Origin of the sequence: Saccharomonospora piscinae, assembly GCF_005862235.1 — a bacterium.
GTDB lineage: Bacteria > Actinomycetota > Actinomycetes > Mycobacteriales > Pseudonocardiaceae > Saccharomonospora > Saccharomonospora piscinae.
Window position 1 is genome coordinate 655,932 of record NZ_VCEK01000004.1, and the last position, 21,253, is coordinate 677,184.

Here is a 21,253-nt window from a genome sequence, read left to right on the forward strand (position 1 = left end):
CACCGAGATCGCCCTCCCCGCCAACCTCGACACCACCGGCTACGGACTCCACCCCGCGCTACTCGACGCCGCACTGCACGGCCTCAGCCTCAACCGCGGCGGTGACGAAACCACACCCAGCGCAGCGCTTCCCTTCACATGGACCGGCACCGCACTGCACGCCGAAGCGGCGACAACGCTTCGCACCCGCATCACACCCACCGCGACCGGCTACTCGCTCGTCCTGGCCGATGGCGTCGGCGACCCGGTGGCCGTGGTGGAATCGCTGGTGTTGCGGCCTGTGGGGGGCGAGCTGTCTCATGTCTCGCGCACGGAATCGCTGTTCGGTGTCGACTGGACCCCGGTCGAGTCGAGCGAGACAGCATCCGATGTGGACGCGGACGTGGTGGAGTTGCCGTCCGGTGGCGCCGTTCGTGAGCGTGTGGTTGAGGCGCTGGGTCTGGTGCAGGGCTGGTTGGGTGATGAGCGTCGGCGGGTCGTGGTGACTCGTGGTGCCACTGACGGTCAGGACATGGCTGCTGCCGCGGTGTGGGGTCTTCTGCGGTCGGCGCAGTCGGAGCATCCCGACAGCATCACGCTGGTCGATCTCGATGCGCAGGACGCTGACCTGTCCGAGGTGTTGCCGAATCTTCCGGCGGGTGAGCCGCAGGTGGCGCTCCGGGACGGTCAGGCGTTGGTGCCCCGGCTGGTGCGGGCGTCTGGCGAGGCGTCCGTGCCGACGTTGGACCCGGAGGGCACGGTGCTGGTGACGGGCGCCAGCGGTGCGTTGGGCCGGTTGGTGGCTCGCCGGCTGGTCGCCGAGCACGGGGTGCGGCACCTGGTGCTGGTCAGCCGTCAGGGCGGGGATGCGCCCGGTGCGGCCGAGTTCGTCGCCGAACTCGCCGACTCTGGTGCCGATGCTCACTTCGCGGCGTGCGATGTGGCGGATCGGGATGCGCTGGCCGTTGTGCTGGCCGAGATTCCGGCTGAGCATCGGTTGGTGGGTGTGGTGCATGCGGCGGGTGTGCTGGACGACGGTGTGGTGTCGTCGTTGACGCCGGAGCGGGTCGAGGCTGTGTTGCGGCCGAAGGTCGAGGGTGCGCGCAATCTGCACGATTTGACGCAGGGTATGGATCTGTCGTTGTTCGTGTTGTTCTCGTCGGTGGCGGGTGTGTTGGGTTCGCCGGGGCAGGGCAATTATGCGGCGGCGAACGCTTATCTGGACGCTTTGGCGCAGCATCGCCGTAGTGAGGGTCTGGCTGGGTTGTCGTTGGCGTGGGGTTTGTGGGCCGGGGACGGGATGGCCGGGGCGATGTCGGAGGCTGAGGCCGACCGGCTGGCTCGGGCCGGGTTCCCGCCGCTGTCCACCGAGCACGGGCTGGAACTGTTCGACGCCGCGCTCGGCAGCGACCGTCCGTTGCTGGCTCCGGTGAAACTCGACCTGTCCGCGCTCCGCGCGCGGGCCGCGACCGACGGCGTCGCACCGCTACTCCGCCAGCTCGTTCCGGCACCACGTCGTCGTGTTGCGCAGGCGGGTAGTCAGAGTGGTTTGGCTGCTCGGTTGGGTGGGTTGTCGGTGGAGGATCGGCAGTCGGTGGTGTTGGAGTTGGTGCGGGCTGAGGTGGCGGCGGTGTTGGGCCATGCGTCCGGTGATGCGGTTCCTGGGCATCGTGCGTTTAGCGAGTTGGGTTTTGATTCGTTGACGGCGGTGGAGTTGCGGAATCGGTTGAATGTGGTGTCGGGTTTGCGGTTGCCTGCGACGTTGGTTTTTGATTATCCGTCGCCGTTGGTGTTGGCGGAGTTTGTGGTGGGTGAGTTGGTGGGTGAGCGGGAGGTGGTTGCTGCGCCGGTTGCTGCGTCGGTGGTGGGTGTGGATGAGCCGGTGGCGATTGTGGGGATGAGTTGTCGTTATCCGGGTGGGGTGTCGAACCCGGAGGACTTGTGGGATTTGGTGGCGTCGGGTGTGGACGCGATCGGCCCGTTCCCGACCGACAGGGGTTGGGAGATGGATGGTGCCGGCGGTTTCCTGACCGATGCGGCGGAGTTTGATGCGGGGTTCTTTGGGATTTCGCCGCGTGAGGCGGTGGCGATGGACCCGCAGCAGCGCCTGTTGTTGGAGGCGTCGTGGGAGGCGTTGGAACACGCGGGTATCGACCCGACCGGGATTCGGGGTTCGAGTACGGGTGTGTTTGCGGGGTTGATGTATCACGATTATGGGGTTGGCAGTGAGGCTGCTGAGGGCTCGAGTGGTACGGGGAATTTGGGCAGTGTTCTCTCGGGTCGGGTGGCGTATTCGTTTGGGTTTGAGGGTCCGGCGGTGACGGTGGATACGGCGTGTTCGTCGTCGTTGGTGGCGTTGCATTGGGCTGTGCAGGCGTTGCGTTCCGGTGAGTGTTCGATGGCGCTGGCTGGTGGTGTGACGGTGATGGCCTCGCCGGGCACGTTCGTGGAGTTCGACCGCCAAGGTGGTCTGGCGGGTGACGGCCGGTGTAAGTCGTTCGCCTCGTCGGCGGATGGCACCGGATGGTCCGAGGGCGTGGGTGTGCTGGTCGTGGAGCGTCTTTCGGACGCGCGGCGGCTTGGGCATGAGGTGTTGGCGGTGGTGCGTGGGTCGGCGGTGAATCAGGATGGCGCGTCGAATGGTTTGACGGCGCCGAATGGTCCCTCGCAGCAGCGGGTGATCCGCCAAGCCCTGGCCAACGCCGGATTGAATGCCTCTGAGGTGGATGCGGTCGAAGCCCACGGCACGGGCACGACCCTGGGTGATCCGATCGAGGCGCAAGCACTGTTGGCGACGTATGGCCAGGATCGTGATGGGGATCGGCCGTTGTGGTTGGGGTCGATCAAGTCCAACCTGGGTCATACGCAGGCTGCGGCGGGGGTTGCTGGTGTGATCAAGATGGTGCAGGCCATGCGCCACGACACCCTCCCGCAGACTCTGCACGTGGATGAGCCCACTTCTGAGGTGGATTGGTCTGCGGGTGCGGTGGAGTTGTTGACGTCGGAGACCGCGTGGCCGGAGACGGGGCGTGCGCGTCGGGTGGGTGTGTCCTCGTTCGGTATCAGCGGCACCAACGCCCACGTCATCCTCGAACAGGGCTCGCAGTCTGCTCACGATGACGGTTCCCGGCGTGAGCTGCCGGTGGTGCCGTGGGTGGTGTCAGCCAAGACCGAGTCGGCTCTGGGCGAGCAGGTCGCTCGTGTTCGGTCCTTCGCCGAGGCGCGTGAGCTGGACTCGGTGGATGTGGGCTACTCGCTGGCTAGTCGGTCGGTGTTCGAGCACCGCGCGGTGCTGGTTGGCGGGGACGTTGTCCGTGGTGCCGCGGTGCCTGGTGGTTTGGCGGTGCTGTTCACGGGTCAGGGTGCGCAGCGGACGGGTATGGGCCGCGAGCTGTATGAGGCCTATCCGGTGTTCGCGGAAGCCTTCGACGCCGTGTGCGGAGAGTTGGACCGCCATCTCGATGCCTCCGTGCGCGATGTGGTGTTCGGTGGTGGTGACCTGCTGAACGAGACGATGTGGGCGCAGGCTGGGCTGTTCGCCGTCGAGGTGGCGTTGTTCCGGCTGGTGGAGTCGGGGGGTTTGAGCCCGGACTATGTCGTCGGGCATTCGATCGGTGAGGTCGCTGCTGCGCATGTGGCGGGTGTGTTCGATCTGGTGGATGCGTGTCGGTTGGTGGCGGCTCGGGGTCGGTTGATGCAGGCCCTGCCCACTGGTGGGGTGATGGTCTCGTTGCAGGCCACGGAGGCCGAGGTCGCGCCGTGGTTGTCGGGCGGTGTGTCGTTGGCGGCGGTGAATGGTCCGTCGTCGGTGGTGCTGTCCGGTGACGAGGACGCGGTCACGGCCGTGGTTGCGCAGTTCGAGGACCGTAAGAGCAAGCGGTTGACGGTGAGTCATGCGTTCCATTCGGCGCGGATGGAGCCGATGCTGGACGAGTTCCGCACCGTCACCGAAGCACTCTCGTTCCAGGTGCCGCACATTCAACTGGTGTCGAACCTGACCGGCGATGTGGTGTCCGACGAGGTGTGCTCGCCGGAGTACTGGGTGTCGCACGTGCGCGAAACCGTCCGTTTCGCGGATGGGATGAGCACCCTGCACGAGCAAGGCGCTACCCGGTTCATCGAGTTGGGCCCGGACGGGATTCTGTCGGCGGCGGGGCAGGACTGTGTCTCCGACGCCGTGTTCGCCCCGGCGATGCGGCGTGGGCGGGACGAGGCCGCCACGCTCATGCGGGCGGTGGCGGAGATGTTCGTTCACGGCAGCGACCTGGACTGGAGCAGTCTGTTCGCTGGGTCGGGTGCGCGGCGGGTGGAGTTGCCGACGTATGCCTTCCAGCGGGAGCACTACTGGCTGCGCGCCAGCGCACCCACCGGCGACGTCCGCACACTCGGACTGGGTGAGACCGAGCATCCGTTGCTGGGCGCGGTCACCGAGTTCGCCGACAGCGACGGTATGGCCCTGACGGGCCGTGTGTCGTTGGATGCGTGGCCGTGGTTGGCCGATCATGCGGTGGGTGGCACGGTGTTGGTGCCGGGGACGGTGTTCGTGGATCTGGCTCTGCACGCGGGGCTTCGGGCTGGGTGTCCGGTGGTGGAGGAGCTGACGTTGGAGGCTCCGTTGGTGTTGGGTGCGGGTGTGGCGCCGGTGGTGCAGGTGTCGGTGGGTGCTGTTGAGGGTGGTCGTTGTGGTGTTGCGGTGCATTCGCGGTGGCGTGAGGGCCTGGAGTGGGTTCGGCACGCGACGGGCACGGTGACGGCGGAGCCGGTGGAGCCTGCCGCCGGGGTTGTGTCGGGTGGTGGGGTGCCTGCTGGTGCTGTCGAGGTGGCCGTTGACGGGTTGTATGACGGGCTGGCTGGGGCGGGGTTGGAGTATGGGCCGGTGTTTCAGGGGGTGCGTCGGGCGTGGCGTGCCGAGGATCGGGTGTTCGTCGACGTGGCGTTGCCGGAGGGTGTGCCGGTTGAGGGCTTCGGTGTGCATCCGGCGTTGCTGGACGCGGCGTTGCACGGGATCGGGTTGCTCGACGGGGCCGGTGAGCGACACGACGGTGTCGTGTTGCCGTTCAGCTGGTCCAACGTGTCCCTGTTCGCCGTCGGAGCCACCGCCGCACAGGTCACGATCACACGGTCGGGATCGGGTTACTCCCTCCTGCTGACCGACGGCGCCGGCGATCCGGTCGCCCTGGTGGAGTCGCTGGTGTTGCGGCCTCTGGGCGGCGAGCTGTCTCGCGTGTCACGCGGCAACTCCCTGTTCGGTGTGGACTGGACTCCCGCTGAGTCGAACGCCCTGGAATCCGGCAACGACCTTGACGTGGTGGAGCTGCCGTCCGGGGGCGCCGTTCGTGAGCGGGTGGTTGAGGCTCTGGGTCTGGTGCAGGGCTGGTTGGGTGATGAGCGTCGGCGGGTCGTGGTGACTCGTGGTGCCACTGACGGTCAGGACATGGCTGCTGCCGCCGTGTGGGGTCTTCTGCGGTCGGCGCAGTCGGAGCATCCCGACAGCATCACGCTGGTCGATCTCGATGCGCAGGACGCTGATCTGTCCGAGGTGTTGCCGAATCTTCCGGCGGGTGAGCCGCAGGTGGCGATGCGTGCTGGGCAGGCGTTGGTGCCTCGGCTCGTGCGGGAGAGCGCGGAGTCGACTGTGCCAGTGCTGGATCCTGAGGGCACGGTGTTGGTGACGGGCGCCAATGGAGCGCTGGGCCGGTTGGTGGCTCGCCGGTTGGTCGCCGAGCACGGGGTGCGGCACCTGGTGCTGGTCAGCCGTTCCGGTGGTGGTGCGGATGCCGTGGCTGACCTGGATGTGGATGTGCGGTCGGTGGCGTGTGACGTCGCGGATCGGGATGCGCTGGCCGGGGTGCTCGATGCGATTCCGGCCGAGCATCCGTTGGTGGGTGTGGTGCATGCGGCGGGTGTGCTGGACGACGGTGTGGTGTCGTCGTTGACGGCGGAGCGGGTTGAGGCCGTGCTGCGGCCGAAGGTCGAGGGTGCTCGTCACCTGCACGATTTGACGCAGGGTATGGATCTGTCGTTGTTCGTGTTGTTCTCGTCGGTGGCGGGTGTGTTGGGCTCGCCGGGGCAGGGCAACTATGCGGCGGCCAACGCCTACCTGGACGCACTGGCGCAGCATCGCCGCAGTCAGGGCCTGGCTGGGTTGTCGCTGGCGTGGGGTCTGTGGGCCGGGGACGGGATGGCCGGAGCGATGTCGGAGGCTGAGGTCGACCGGCTGGCTCGGGCCGGGTTCCCGCCGCTGTCCACCGAGCACGGGTTGCAGCTGTTCGATGCCGCATTGGGCAGCGACCGGGCACTCGTGGCCCCGATCGACATCGACCTGTCCGCGCTCCGTTCGCGCGCTACCGCACCACTCTTCCGCAAGCTCATCCCGGCACCACAACGCCAAGCCACGCAAAGCGACAGCGGACTGGCAGCGGAACTGCGACAGCTCCACGACGACGAACGCAGGAAACGAATCCTCGACCTGGTGTGTGGCCATGTCGCCGTGGTGCTCGGGCACGCCTCGGGCGAGGCCGTCGAGCCGCACCGTGCGTTCACCGAGCTCGGTTTCGACTCGCTCACGGCGGTGGAGTTGCGGAATCGGTTGAATGCGGTGTCGGGTTTGCGGTTGCCTGCGACGTTGGTTTTTGATTATCCGACGCCGTTGGTGTTGGCGGAGTTCGTGGTCGGGGAGCTTGTGGGTGAGCAGGCTGGGCCTGTGGTGGTGGCCCCGACTGTGGTGGGTGATGACGAGCCGATCGCGATTGTGGGGATGAGTTGTCGTTATCCGGGTGGGGTGTCGAACCCGGAGGACTTGTGGGATTTGGTGGCGTCGGGTGTGGATGCGATTGGCCCGTTCCCGACCGACAGGGGTTGGGACATGGACGGGGCTGGTGGGTTCCTGACCGGTGCGGCTGAGTTTGATGCGGGGTTCTTTGGGATTTCGCCGCGTGAGGCGGTGGCGATGGATCCGCAGCAGCGCCTGCTTTTGGAGGCGTCGTGGGAGGCGTTGGAGCACGCCGGTATCGACCCGACTGGGATTCGGGGTTCCAGTACGGGTGTGTTCGCGGGGTTGATGTATCACGATTATGGGGTTGGCAGTGAGGCTGCTGAGGGCTCGAGCGGGACCGGCAATTTGGGCAGCGTTCTGTCCGGTCGGGTGGCGTATTCGTTTGGGTTTGAGGGTCCTGCGGTGACGGTGGATACGGCGTGTTCGTCGTCGCTGGTCGCTCTGCACTGGGCTGTGCAGGCGCTGCGTTCGGGTGAGTGTTCGATGGCGCTGGCTGGTGGTGTGACGGTGATGGCCTCGCCGGGCACATTCGTGGAGTTCGACCGCCAAGGCGGGCTAGCGGGCGACGGCCGGTGCAAGTCGTTCGCGTCGTCGGCGGATGGCACGGGCTGGTCCGAGGGCGTTGGTGTGCTGGTCGTGGAGCGTCTTTCGGACGCTCGGCGGTTGGGGCATGAGGTGTTGGCGGTGGTGCGTGGGTCTGCGGTGAATCAGGATGGCGCGTCGAATGGTTTGACGGCGCCGAATGGTCCGTCGCAGCAGCGGGTGATCCGCCAAGCCCTGGCCAACGCGGGGTTGAACCCGGCCGAGGTGGATGCGGTCGAGGCGCACGGCACGGGCACCACTTTGGGTGATCCGATCGAGGCGCAAGCACTGTTGGCGACCTATGGCCAGGATCGTGATGGGGATCGGCCGTTGTGGTTGGGGTCGATCAAGTCCAACCTGGGTCATACGCAGGCTGCTGCTGGGGTTGCTGGTGTGATCAAGATGGTGCAGGCCATGCGCCACGACACCCTGCCCCAAACCCTGCACGTGGATGAGCCCACGCCCGAGGTGGATTGGTCTGCGGGTGCGGTGAGCCTGTTGACTGAGCCGACAGAGTGGCCGGAGGTGGACCGGCCGCGTCGGGTGGGTGTGTCCTCGTTCGGCATCAGCGGCACCAACGCCCACATCATCCTCGAACAGGGAACGGCCGTCCCCTCGGTGGCCGAGCGGGAACCGGTCGTCGCATCCCCGGCCGTCGCATGGGTGCTGTCGGGTAAGTCGCCCGCCGCTCTCGCCGCGCAGGCCGCGTCCCTGCTCGCGCAGGTCGACGACGACACGAACCCCCGCGCGATCGGCTACTCGCTCGCCACCGGGCGCGCACGATTCGAGCAGCGTGCCGTCGTCGTCTCCGACCGGATCGACGAACTCCGCGCGGCGCTGGGCGCCCTCGAGGCAGGGACGGCACACGACGCACTCGTCACCGGGACGGCGACGACGCCGGAAGCGGATGCCGTGTTCGTCTTCGCCGATCGCGAGTCCGGCTGGCTCGGTACCGTCACGGACCTCCTCTCCGCATCACCCGTCTTCGCCGGCCGGTTCTCCGACTGCGCCTCGGCGCTCGCCCCGCACACCGGCTGGTCCCTCGACGACGTCGTGCGGTTCGAAGCCGACGCGCCGGAGCCCGGCCGTTCCGACGTGTCCCGCGCCGCCCGCTGGGCGGCGATGGTGGCGCTCGCGGACCTCTGGCAGGCGTGCGGAGTCCGGCCTGCGGCCGTGGTCGCGGACGGAATCGGCACACTCGCCGCCGCCGTCGTGGGCGGCGCGATGGACCTGGCGGAAGCCGCCGAGCTCGTCGCCTCCGGCGCCGACCACAGCACGCCCGAGGCGTCGGAACCACCGCTGTACCCACTGGACAGCGAGGCCGCGGAGCGGCTACTCGGCGACGGAACCCGCGTCGACATCCAGCCGAGCCACGAGACCGGCGAGCACGTGCGACTCGTGCAGGCACTGGCCGAGGCACATGTCCACGGCGTCGCCGTCGACTGGAGCCAGGTACTCGCCGGACCAGGTGCCGACCGGGTCGAGCTGCCCACCTACGCCTTCCAGCGGCAGCACTTCTGGTTCAAACCGGCCAAGCGCGGCTCCGCGATCGCCTCGGCGGGGCTGCGCGTCGTCGAGCACCCGCTGCTGGCGTCCGAGATGACGCTGGCGGACGGCGCGGGTCTCGTGCTGACCGGACGCCTGTCGACGGAAACGCACCCCTGGCTGGCCGACCATGCCGTGTCGGGCACGGTGCTGTTGCCGGGCGCCGCGTTCGTCGAACTGGCGCTCACCGCCGGAGAACGGGTCGGATGCGCGGCACTGGCCGAACTGACCCTCGAAGCGCCGCTCGTGCTGCCCGACGACACCGCGCTCGCCGTTCAGGTGTTCGTCGCCTCGTCCGACGACGACGGCGCGCGTGAGGTCACGGTTCATTCGAGCCGGGCCGACGGTGCCGAGGAACTGTGGACGCGGCATGCCGTGGGCGCACTGGTGCCCCAGGCCGTCGATGGCGCCGCGGTGCCGGGGCAGTGGCCTGCCGCGGGCGCCGGTGAAGTGGACGTGGCGGAGCTGTACGAGGGGTTGGCCGTCGCGGGACTGGAGTACGGGCCCGTCTTCCAAGGGGTTCGCCGGGCCTGGACTGCCGACGACGCGGTGTTCGTGGACGTCGCGCTGCCCGACGGGGTGTCCGTCGACGGGTTCGGGCTGCATCCCGCGCTGCTGGACGCGGCGCTGCACGGAATCGGGCTCATGGGCGGCGCGGGCGACGGCGGCGACGGCGGCGTCGTGCTGCCGTTCGCGTGGTCGGGCGTGTCGGTGCTGGCGGTGGGTGCCACCGCGGCACAGGTGAGGATCACGCGATCGGGCTCCGGTTACTCGCTGGTGCTGGCCGACGGCGCCGGAGACCCGGTGGCCGTGGTGGAGTCGCTGGTGTTGCGTCCCGTGGGGGCGGAGCTGGCTCGTGCCTCGCGAGCCGACTCGTTGTTCGCCATGGACTGGGTTTCCGTGAACCCGACCCACGTCGAGTCCGACCCGGACCTCGACGTGGTGGAGCTGCCGTCCGGTGGCGCCGTCCACGAGCGGGTGGTCGAGGCGCTGGATCTGGTGCAGGGCTGGCTCGGTGACGAGCGTCGGCGGGTCGTGGTGACCCACGGCGCCACCGATGGTCGAGACGTGGCCGCCGCGGCGGTGTGGGGGCTGTTGCGGTCGGCGCAGTCGGAGCATCCGGGGCGGTTCGTGCTCGTGGATGTCAATGGCGTCGACGGCGCCGACACTGCCGCGGCCGACGTGGTCGGCCTGCTCCCGGCTGGTGAGCCGCAGGTGGCGGTGCGGGACGGGCGGGTTTCCGTGCCCCGGCTGGTCCGTGAGGCGGCCGGGTCGGACCGCCCGGTGCTGGACCCGGAGGGCACGGTGCTGGTGACGGGCGCCAGCGGTGCGCTGGGCCGGTTGGTGGCTCGCCGGCTGGTCGCCGAGCACGGGGTGCGGCACCTGGTGCTGGTCAGCCGTCGCGGTGGTGAGGTCGCCGACCTGGCCGACCTGGATGCGGACGTGCGGTCGGTGGCGTGTGACGTTGCGGATCGGGATGCGCTGGCTGGGGTGCTCGGCGAGATTCCGGGTGAGCGTCCGTTGGTGGGTGTGGTGCATGCGGCCGGTGTGCTGGACGACGGTGTGGTGTCGTCGCTGACGGCCGAACGGGTTGAGGCCGTGCTGCGGCCGAAGGTCGAGGGTGCGCGCAATCTGCACGAGCTGACGCAGGGTATGGATCTGTCGTTGTTCGTGTTGTTCTCGTCGGTGGCGGGTGTGTTGGGTTCGCCGGGGCAGGGCAACTATGCGGCGGCGAACGCTTACCTGGACGCTTTGGCGCAGCATCGCCGTAGTGAGGGTCTGGCTGGGTTGTCGTTGGCGTGGGGTTTGTGGGCCGGGGACGGGATGGCCGGGGCGATGTCGGAGGCTGAGGCTGACCGGCTGGCTCGGGCCGGGTTCCCGCCGCTGTCCACCGAATACGGGCTGGAACTGTTCGACGCCGCACTCGGCAGCGACCGCGCAGTGCTGGCCCCGGTCGAACTCGACCTGCCCGTGCTGCGTTCCCACGCCTCCGGCCACGACGTCGCACCGCTGCTGCGCCAGCTCGTGCGGACCACGGGCAAGCGCGTCGCGGGAACCGGACCGGGACTGGCCGCGGCGCTGCGCGGCCTGAGCACGGACGACCAGGCCGCCAAGGTGCTCGACCTCGTGCGTGGCCACGTCGCCGCCGTGCTCGGGCACGCCTCGGGCGAGGCCGTCGAGCCGCAGCGGGCGTTCACCGAGCTCGGCTTCGACTCGCTCACGGCGGTCGAGCTGCGTAACCGGCTCGGCGCCGCCACCGGCCTGCGGCTGCCCGCGACACTCGTCTTCGACTACCCGACGTCGACCGAACTCGCCGGGTACCTCCGCGCCGAGGTCGTGGGCGGCGAACCCGCGGCGGCTCAGCCCACGCTCGCGCGGACCGGTGCCGACGTCGGCACCGACGACGACCTGATCGCGATCGTCGGCATGAGCTGCCGGTTCCCCGGCGGCGTCGGCTCACCCGACGACCTGTGGGAGTTCGTCCAGCGTGGCGGCGACGCGATCGGCCCCCTGCCCGCCGACCGTGGGTGGGACCTCGACCGGCTCTACGACCCCGACCCGGCGAACCCGGGGACGAGCTACACCGCAGAGGGAGGCTTCCTCCACGACGCGGCCTACTTCGACCCGGCGTTCTTCGGGATCGGGCCTCGCGAGGCGCTCGCCATGGACCCGCAGCAGCGGTTGCTGCTCGAAGCGTCCTGGCAGGCCGTCGAGTCGGCGGGCATCGACCCGGCGACGCTGCGGGGCAGTCAGACCGGCGTCTTCGCCGGGGTGATGTACCAGGACTACGGGGTCCAGCTCGCGATGTCGGACGAGCCCGTCGACGGCTACCTGGCCACCGGCACGTCCGGCAGCGTGGCGTCCGGGCGCCTCGCCTACACCTTCGGGCTGGAGGGCCCGACCGTCACCGTCGACACCGCCTGCTCCTCCGCGCTGGTCGCGCTGCACCTCGCGGCCCAGTCGCTTCGGCTGGGCGAGTGCTCGCTCGCTCTCGCGGGCGGTGCGACGGTGCTGGCGACCCCCAGCAGCTTCATCGAGTTCAGCAGGCAGCGCGGCCTCGCCCCCGACGGCCGGTGCAAGTCCTTCGCGGCGACCGCCGACGGCACCAGCTGGAGTGAGGGCGCGGGCATGCTGCTCGTCGAGCGGCTGTCGGACGCGCGGCGCAACGGGCATCCGGTGCTCGCCATCGTGCGGGGTTCCGCCGTCAACTCCGACGGCGCGTCGAACGGGCTCACCGCCCCGAACGGCCCGTCCCAGCAGCGCGTCATCCGCCAGGCCCTGTCCGGGGCCGGGCTGTCCGGCGCCGACGTGGACGCCGTCGAGGCACACGGCACGGGAACCACGCTGGGCGACCCGATCGAGGCGCAAGCGGTGCTGGCCACCTACGGCCAGGACCGCGACGAGCCGCTGTGGCTGGGCTCGGTCAAGTCGAACTTCGGGCACACGCAGGCGGCCGCGGGCCTGGCCGGTGTGATCAAGATGGTCCAGGCGATGCGTCACGGCGTGCTGCCGAGGACACTGCATGTCGACGAGCCGACTCCCGAGGTGGACTGGTCCTCCGGTGCCGTGCGCCTGCTGACCGAGCAGGTTCCGTGGCCGGAGATCGCTCGCCCCCGGCGGGCCGGGGTGTCGTCGTTCGGCATCAGCGGCACCAACGCACACGTCATCCTCGAAGCACCGGCGCGCAACGCGACCGCCTTCGTCTTCCCAGGCCAGGGTTCCCAGCGCGTGGGCATGGGCCGCGACCTCTACGAGACAGAGCCCGTGTTCGCGGCGGCGTTCGACGAGGTGTGCGCCGAGCTGGACCGCAACCTCGACCGGCCGCTGCGCGAGGTGATGTTCGGCGACGCCGACGCGCTTGACCGGACCGAGTTCGCCCAGCCCGCGCTGTTCGCGTACGGGGTGGCGCTGTTCCACCTGCTGCGCCACCGGGGCATGACCCCCGACGTCGTCCTGGGGCACTCGGTGGGCGAGTTGACGGCGGCCCACGTCGCCGGTGTCTGGTCGCTCGCCGACGCCGCCAGGCTGATCACCACCCGTGGCCGGTCGATGCAGAATCTGCCCGAGGGCGGGGCGATGATCGCCGTCCGCGCGGCCGAGGACGAGGTGCGTCCGCTGCTGACCGACCGGGTCTCGGTCGCGGCGGTCAACGGGCCGAGCTCCGTCGTCCTGTCCGGAGACGAGGACGCCGTGCTGGCGGTGGCCGCGCACTTCGAGGAACTCGGCAGGAAGACGACGCGGCTGCGCGTCAGCCACGCGTTCCATTCCGTGCGGATGGAGCCGATGCTCGACGAGTTCCGTGCGGCCGTCGCGGACACGGACTTCCGCGACCCCGAGATCCCCGTCGTCTCCACGGTGACGGGCGAGAGCAGCACGATCGCCGACATCGCCGACCCCGGCTACTGGGCGCGCAACGCGCGCGACACCGTCCGGTTCGCCGACGCCGTGCGCGCGGCACACGGCGCGGGAGTGACCACGTTCGTGGAACTCGGTCCCGGCGACGTGCTCGCCGGGCTCGCACGCGCCTGCCTGAGTGATCCGGTGGAGGCCCTGGCCGTCACCGGCGCGTCGGCCGCGCCACAGGCAGCGGGCAGGACTCTGCCGGTCGTGCCGTGGGTGGTGTCGGCCAAGTCGGAGCCCGCCCTGTCCGAGCAGCTCGGCCGCATCCGGTCGCACGTGGATGCCCAGGCCTGCGATCCGGTGGACGTCGGCTTCTCGTTGACCGCACGGTCGGTCTTCGCGCACCGTGCGGTCCTGCTGGACGGCGACGAGGTCGCGCGGGGGAGCGCGGCGCAGGGCCGGTCGGCGTTGCTGTTCACCGGCCAGGGTGCGCAGCGTGCCGCGATGGGGCGTGGCCTGTACGAGGCGTATCCCGTGTTCGCGGAGGCGTTCGACGCGGCCTGCCCCGTGAAGGACGTGGTCTTCGGCGACGACGACAGGCTGCACGAGACGGAGTTCGCGCAGGCAGGGCTGTTCGCCCTGGAAGTGGCGCTGTTCCGGCTGCTGGAGTCCTGGGGCGTGAAGCCCGACTTCCTGCTGGGGCACTCCATCGGCGAGCTGGCGGCGGCACACGTGGCCGGTGTCCTCTCGCTGGAGGACGCGCTGACGCTGGTCGCGGCGCGGGGCAGGCTGATGCAGGCCCTGCCGCCCGGCGGCGTCATGGTGTCGCTGCGGGCCACCGAGGACGACGTCACTCCGTTGCTGTCCGACGGCGTGTCGCTGGCTGCGGTGAACGGTCCGCGCTCGGTGGTGCTGTCCGGGGACGAGGACGCCGTCACCGCGGTGGTGGAGCAGCTCGACGGCGGCAAGCCCAAGCGGCTCACCGTCAGCCACGCGTTCCACTCGGCCAGGATGGACGGCATGCTGGCCGAGTTCCGCAGCGTCGCGGAGCGCCTGACCTTCCACGAGCCCCGAATTCCGCTGGTGTCGAACGTGACCGGCCGGCTCGCGGGCCCGGAGGTGGCGACGGCCGAGTACTGGGTGCGGCACGTGCGCGAGACGGTTCGCTTCGCCGACGGCCTCGCCTGCCTCGGTGAGCAGGGCGTGACCACGTTCGTCGAACTCGGACCGGACGCCGTCCTGTCGGCGATGGGCCGGGAATCCCTGCCCGACGCCGTGTTCGCGGCCACCCTGCGCCAGGGCCGCGCGGAGCCGCGGACCACGCTCGGTGCGCTGGCACAGCTGTACGTCCACGGCCACCCGGTCGACTGGACGGCGCTGTTCGAGGGAAGCGGAGCCCGGTACACAGCGCTGCCCACCTACGCGTTCCAGCGCGAACGGTTCTGGCCCGAGGCCACGTCCCGGCACGGGGAACAGCCGACGGAGGAATCGCGGTTCTGGGACGCCGTGGAACGCGCCGACCTCGCCGAACTGGCGGGCACCCTCGACGCCACCGAGCGCGAGGCGCTGAGTGCGGCGATGCCGGCTCTGTCGTCCTGGCGCCGCAGGTCCCGCGAGGCTTCCACGGTGGACTCGTGGCGGTATCACGTGACGTGGCGGCCGGTGAAGCTCACCGGCGGGGCGGCGCTGTCCGGATCGTGGTTGGTGATCGCGGGCGACGAGCACCCGCTCGCCGGGGCGATGCAGGCCGCGGGCGCCACCGTGACCACCGTGCCCGACCCGACCGCGCTGGACGACGTGACACTGCCCGGTGACCTGGCCGGTGTCGTGTCGATCACGGCGACCGACGCCCGGTCGGCAGCCGGTCTCCTGCGTGCGCTGGCGGAGGCCGAGGTCCACGCTCCGGTGTGGTGCCTCACCACCGGGGCGGTGTCCGTCGGCCGGTCCGACGACCTCCGCGATCCCCGGCAGGCACAGGTGTGGGGACTCGGCCGGGTCGCCGCGCTCGAACTGCCCGACGCCTGGGCTGGCCTGATCGACCTGCCGGATTCGCTCGACGAGGGCGCGCTCGCCAGGGTGTGTGCGGTCCTCGCGGGACGCGGTGAGGACCAGATCGCCGTTCGCGCGTCGGGGGCGTTCGCGAGGCGTGTCGTACCGGCACCGGCGGGCGGGCCGGGCGCGTGGACGCCGCGCGGCACGATCCTGATCACCGGCGGCACGGGCGCGCTGGGCGCCCACACCGCACGCTGGGCCGCGCACCACGGAGCCGAGCGCATCGTGCTGACGAGCCGACGAGGCATGGCCTCGCCGGGCGCGGGCGAACTGTGCGACGAACTCGCCGATCTCGGGGTGCCCGCCACCGTCGAGGCGTGTGATGTGACCGACCGCGACGCGCTGTCCGCACTGGCGGTCACGGTGGGCGACGTGCGGGCGATCGTGCACGCCGCCGGGGTGGCTCCGGCGCAACCACTGTCCGAGATGGACGAGGCGAGCCTCGCCGACGCGCTGGCCGCCAAGGTCGACGGCGCGGCGAACCTCGCCGCCGTGTTCGACGGGCACGAGCTGGACGCGTTCGTGCTGTACTCCTCGATCGCGGGTGTCTGGGGCAGCGGCGGTCAGGCTGCCTACGCGGCGGCGAACGCGGAACTGGACGCGATCGCCGCCCACCGCAGGGCCGAGGGACTGCCCGCCACCTCGATCGCCTGGGGCCCGTGGGCCGATGGCGGCATGACCGGCGACGACATGCAGGCCGAGCTGAACCGCAGGGGACTCGTGTCGATGCGGCCGGAGCACGCGGTCACCACGCTGGGCTCCGCGGTCGGGCGCGGGGAGAACCAGGTCGTCGTCGCCGACGTCGACTGGTCGCGGTTCGCCCCGTCGTTCACCGCGTTCCGGCCGAGCGCGTTGTTCGCCGAGATTCCCGGGGCCGAGTCGCCTGCGGCCGTCGTGGAGCCCTCCGACAGCGGGTTCCGCGCTCGCCTGCTCGGCGTCGCGGAGAGCGAGCAGCACCACCTGCTGGTGGAGCTCGTGCGTGCGGAGGCGGCGACGGTCCTCGGACACGCCGACGCCGATCCCGTCGGTGCGCGGACCGCGTTCAAGGAACTCGGCTTCGACTCGCTGGCCGCGGTCGAGCTGCGGGACCGGCTGTCGCGCGAATGCGGTCTGTCCCTGCCCGCGACGCTGATCTTCGACTACCCCGCGCCCGAGCCGCTCGCCGCGTTCCTGCGCAGCGAGCTGATCGGCACGGTCGCCGACGAGGCCGCGGACGTGCCGACGGCGGTGCCGCCGACGGCGGCGACCGGCGACGACCCGATCGTCGTCGTCGGCATGAGCTGCCGGTTCCCCGGCGGCGCCGCCACCCCGGAACTGCTGTGGGAACTGCTGGCTGACGGCCGCGACGCGATCACCCCGGTGCCGACCGACCGGGGCTGGGACCCGGCCGCGTGGGGTACGACCGGGAGCGTCGAGGGTGGGTTCCTCGCCGACGCGGCCGAGTTCGACCCCCGGTTCTTCGGGATCTCGCCACGCGAGGCCACGGCGATGGACCCCCAGCAGCGAATCCTGCTGGAAACCACGTGGGAGGCGTTCGAGACCGCCGGGATCGACCCGCAGTCGTTGCGGGGCAGCACCACCGGCGTCTTCGCAGGAACCAACGGGCAGGACTACAGCGCGCTGTACTTCCAGTCGGAGGACGGCGCGAGCGGGCAGGGTGGCACCGGTAACGCGGCGAGCGTGCTGTCCGGGCGTGTCTCCTACACCTTCGGACTGGAGGGGCCCGCCGTCACGGTCGACACCGCGTGCTCGTCGTCGCTGGTGGCGCTGCACCTCGCGGTCCAGGCACTGCGGTCGGGCGAGTGCTCGCTCGCGCTCGCCGGTGGTGTCACCGTCATGGCGACGCCCGGCGCGTTCATCGAGTTCGGCCGCCAGGGAGCGCTCGCCGCGGACGGCCGCTGCAAGGCGTACGCCGACTCGGCGGACGGCACCACGTGGGGTGAGGGCGCCGGCGTGCTGGTGGTGGAGCGGCTCTCGGACGCGCGGCGCAACGGGCATCCCGTGCTGGCCGTGGTCCGTGGTTCCGCGGTGAACTCGGACGGCGCCTCGAACGGCCTCATGGCCCCGAACGGTCCCTCGCAGCAGCGGGTGATCCGGCAGGCGCTCGCCAACGCCGGGGTGTCCACCACGGACATCGACGTCGTCGAGGGCCACGGGACCGGAACGGCACTGGGTGACCCGATCGAGGCACAGGCGTTGCTCGCCACCTACGGCAGGGACAGGCAGCGTCCGCTGCTGCTCGGCTCGGTGAAGTCGAACCTGGGCCACACGCAGGCCGCCGCCGGTGTCGCCGGGATCATCAAGATGGTGCTGGCTCTGCGGCACGGGACCGTGCCCAAGACCCTGCACGCCGACGACCCGTCGTCGCACGTGAACTGGTCGGCGGGCGAGCTGAGGCTGCTCACCGAGCAGCAGCCGTGGCCCGAGACGGGCCGACCGAGGCGGGCGGCGGTGTCGTCGTTCGGGATCAGCGGGACCAACGCGCACGTGATCCTCGAACAGGCTCCCGCCGAGGCCGTGGCCGCGGCCGGAGACGAACCGCGGACGGCGCCGCCGGTGGTGCCGTTGGTGCTCTCGGGCGGCTCCGAGGCCGCGCTCACCGCGCAGGCCGACCTCGTCGCCTCGTCGCTGGGCGATTCCGCCACCGCGACCGACCTCGTCGACGTCGGCTACTCCCTCACGCGCCGCGCGCGCCTGTCACACCGGGCTGTGGTGTTGGATTCGGCTGGTTTGGTGGGGTTGTCGTCGGGTGTGGTGCGGGGTGTTGTGGGTGAGGGCAAGGTGGGGTTCTTGTTCTCTGGTCAGGGTGCGCAGCGTGTGGGGATGGGTCGTGGGTTGTATGAGGCGTTTCCGGTGTTCGCGGAGGCGTTTGATGAGGTGTGTGGTGAGTTGGATGGGCTTGTGGGTGGTTCGGTGAGGGAGGTTGTGTTTGGGGGTGGTGGTGGTTTGTTGGATGACACGTTGTTTACGCAGGTGGGGTTGTTTGCGTTTGAGGTGGCGTTGTTTCGGTTGGTGGAGTCGTGGGGTGTGGTGCCGGATTATGTGTTGGGTCATTCGGTGGGTGAGGTCGCGGCTGCGCATTGTGTGGGTGTGTTGTCGTTGCGGGATGCGTGTGTGTTGGTGGGGGCGCGGGGTCGGTTGATGTCGGGGTTGTCCTCGGGTGGGGTGATGGTGGCGTTGGAGGCGTCGGAGGCCGAGGTGGTGCCTGTTCTTGGTGAGGGTGTGTCGTTGGCGGCGGTGAATGGTGTGGGTTCGGTGGTGTTGTCGGGTGATGAGGATGCGGTGTCGGCGGTGTTGGTGGGGTTTGAGGGGCGGAGGCATCGGCGGTTGCGGGTGAGTCATGCGTTTCATTCGGCTCGGATGGAGCCGATGTTGGGTGAGTTTTCTTCGGTGGTGGAGGGGTTGGAGTTTTCGGTGCCTCGGGTTCCGGTGGTGTCGTCTGTGTCGGGTGGTGTGGTGTCGGAGGAGTGGTGTGATCCGGGGTATTGGGTGCGGCAGGTGCGCCAGACGGTGCGGTTTGGTGCTGGGGTGGAGTGTTTGGTGTCTCGTGGTGTGGTGCGGTGTGTGGAGATCGGGCCGGACGCGGTCCTCACCCCCATGGCCGCCGACAGCGCGCCGGAGGTCGTGTTCACGCCCGCGTGCCGCAAGGACCGCGACGAGGCGAGGACCGTCGTCACGGCTGTCGCCACCCTCCACGTCCACGGCACACCCGTGGACTGGTCGGCGTTGTTCGCCGGTACCGGGGCACGGTGGGTCGAGTTGCCGACGTATGCGTTCCAACGAGAGCGGTACTGGCCGACCCTGCCGGAGACCTCCGGCGCGGCACTTGCCAGGGAGCTCTCCGTTGTGGACGAGTGGCGCTACGGGGTGGACTGGCTCCGCTGGACCGGCACCACCCCCGGGGTCTCGGACACCACGTGGCTGGTGGTCGGGTCGGCCGAGCAACTGGCGCATCCGCTGGTGGCCGCGCTGGAGGCTCGGGGTGTGCGGGTCGAGCGGTTGACGGCGGATCGCCTCGACCGGGTGGAACTGGGCCGGGACATCGAAAAGATCGTGGCGGAGTTCCCCGAGCGCGCGGCGCTTTCCGGTGTGCTGTCGCTGCTCGGGCTCGCCGAGGAGCCGCAGCCGGGCACGGCGGTGCTGCCGTCCGGGCTCGCGGGGACGCTGTCGCTGGCGCAGGCCATGGGTGACGTGGCACTGCCCGCGCCGCTGTGGTGTGTGACGCGGGGCGCGGTCGCCGTCGGCGAGACGGACGCGCTGGTCAGCGCCACCCAGGCGCAGCTGTGGGGGCTCGGCAGGGTCGTCGGCCTCGAACAGCCGCAACGGTGGGGCGGACTGATCGATCTGCCCGAAACACTCGACGAGTCCGCCTACGACCGGGTGTGCGGTGTGCTCAGCGGCACCGAGGACCAGGTGGCGGTGCGCTCGTCCGGCGTCTACGTGCGCCGCGTCGTCGACGCGCCCGCGAACACGGCCGAGCCGGTGGCGTTGCGCGACACCGTGCTGATCACCGGCGGTACCGGCGCGCTGGCGGCGCACGTCGCGAAGTGGGCCGTCGACCACGGTGCCGCCCGGGTCGTGCTGGCCAGCCGCCGCGGCACGGCCGCACCCGGCATGGCCGAACTGTGCGAGGAACTCACGAGCTCCGGGGCACGGGCCGACGCCGTGTCCTGCGACGTCACCGACCGTGTGGCGCTCGCCGCACTCGTGGACCGGCTCGAGGCCGACGGCGACCCCGTGCGGGCCGTCGTCCACGCCGCGGGCGCGGAGCAGCTGACGCCGCTGTCGGAGGTCACCGTCGAGGAGTTCGAGCACGTGCTGAGCGCGAAGGTGCTCGGCGCGGCGAACCTCGACGCCGTCTTCGACGAGGACACGTTGGACGCGTTCGTGCTGTTCTCCTCGATCTCCGGCATCTGGGGCTCCGGGCTCCAGGCCGCGTACGCCGCCGCCAACGCCTACCTCGACGCGCTGGCCCAGCAGCGCCGCCGACGCGGCCTCACCGCCACCGCCGTCGCCTGGGGCCCCTGGGCCGACGGTGGCATGGCGGACGGTGACGCGGGCGAGCACCTCGTTCGCCGTGGCCTGCCCGCGATGGCACCCCGGCTGGCGATCACGGCGATGCACCGAGCGATCAGCGGCGACGACCCGCTCGTCGTCGTCGCCGACGTGGAGTGGTCGCGGTTCGCTCCCGCCTTCTCCGCCGCGCGCGCGTGGCCGCTGTTCGAACAGCTGCCCGCCGCGCGGGCGCTGGACGGTCTCGGCGGGACCGAGCCGGACGGTGACCACGTCGCCGCGCTGCGTTCCCGACTGGCGGGCATGACGGCCGACGACCAGCACGAGCACCTGCTCGAGCTGGTCCGGGCCGAGGCCGCGGCCGTGCTCGAATACGCCGGTGCGGAGGAGGTGCAGCCCGATGCCGTGTTCCGCGAGCTGGGCTTCGACTCGCTCACCGCGGTCGAGTTGCGGGGCAGGCTCATCGCCGCGACCGGGCTGAGCCTGCCTGCCGGGCTGGTGTTCGACCACCCGAGCCCCGACGCTCTCGCCCAGCACCTCAGGCAGGAACTCGCGCCCGACGCCGCGTCGGACGCCTCCGGTCTGCTCGCCGAGCTGGACCGGCTGGAGGCGGGGCTCGGTGACGCCGCACCCGACGAGCTCACCAGGGCGAAGGTCGCCGTCCGGCTCCAGGCGTTCCTCGCCAAGTGGACGGGTGAGGCGGGCAACGGCGACGACCCCGGGGTGATGGACACGCTCGGGGACGCCTCGGACGACGAGATCCTCTCCTTCATCGACGGTGAGCTGGGCCGTGATACGTGACCTGCTGACCGGGACCCGCTGACTGGGGGCGGGGCCGGGACCTTAGGGGTGTTGGGCGTCCGGGGCATCACATAACTTTCCCTACGTCGCGATGAGGGGCCGGCCCGGAGAGTCCGGTGCCGTGAAGGCGGTGTTACCCCCGTGGTTACCGAGCCGTCCGGAAGT

At 70.4% G+C, this 21,253-nt stretch carries 1 protein-coding gene (running past one end of the window); it reads left to right on the plus strand.

What is annotated here, in order from left to right; genetic code table 11:
- Positions 1-21,088 carry the 3' portion of a type I polyketide synthase gene (locus tag FFT09_RS23375; RefSeq protein ID WP_244231418.1) on the plus strand. Its footprint begins 17,792 nt before the window's first position, so only the last 21,088 of its 38,880 coding nucleotides appear in the window; the start codon falls outside the window, past its left edge; it ends in the stop codon at positions 21,086-21,088.
- Positions 21,089-21,253 lie beyond the last annotated feature (165 nt).